This window comes from Carnobacterium sp., assembly GCF_032094055.1.
GTDB lineage: Bacteria > Bacillota > Bacilli > Lactobacillales > Carnobacteriaceae > Carnobacterium_A.
Genome location: NZ_DAMDAK010000045.1, coordinates 9,620 through 10,050, shown reverse-complemented (window position 1 = coordinate 10,050; position 431 = coordinate 9,620). Strand labels below are relative to the sequence as shown.

At 39.0% G+C, this 431-nt stretch carries 1 pseudogene; it reads left to right on the top strand.

The annotated features are described in order from the left end of the window. Positions 1-431: pseudogene (locus tag RT405_RS08155) on the top strand (magnesium-translocating P-type ATPase); the annotation flags it as partial.

Sequence of the window (431 nt, the reverse complement as noted above, 5' to 3'; positions counted from 1 at the left end):
GGCCAAAGACTTATTCGTCAATCAATCGTCATTAACAGGTGAATCAATGCCGATTGAAAAATTTGTTCATATCGAGAATGAGAAAAAAGATGCGAATATGACGGCTTTGGACCTTCACAACTTAGCTTTTATGGGTACAGATGTTTTGAGTGGACAAGGAAAAGTAGTCGTATTAAAAACTGGAGAAGATACTTTCTTTGGAGACATTGCTGCTAAATCTTCTAAATCTAGAGGAGAAACGAGTTTCGACCGTGGAGTAAAAAATGTCAGTAAATTATTGATTAACTTTATGCTGGTTATGGTGCCCATTGTATTTTTGATCAATGGAATTTCAAAAGGCGATTGGGGGGAAGCGTTCTTCTTCTCAATCGCAGTAGCAGTCGGCCTCACACCAGAAATGCTGCCGATGATCATCACAAGCAACTTAGCTA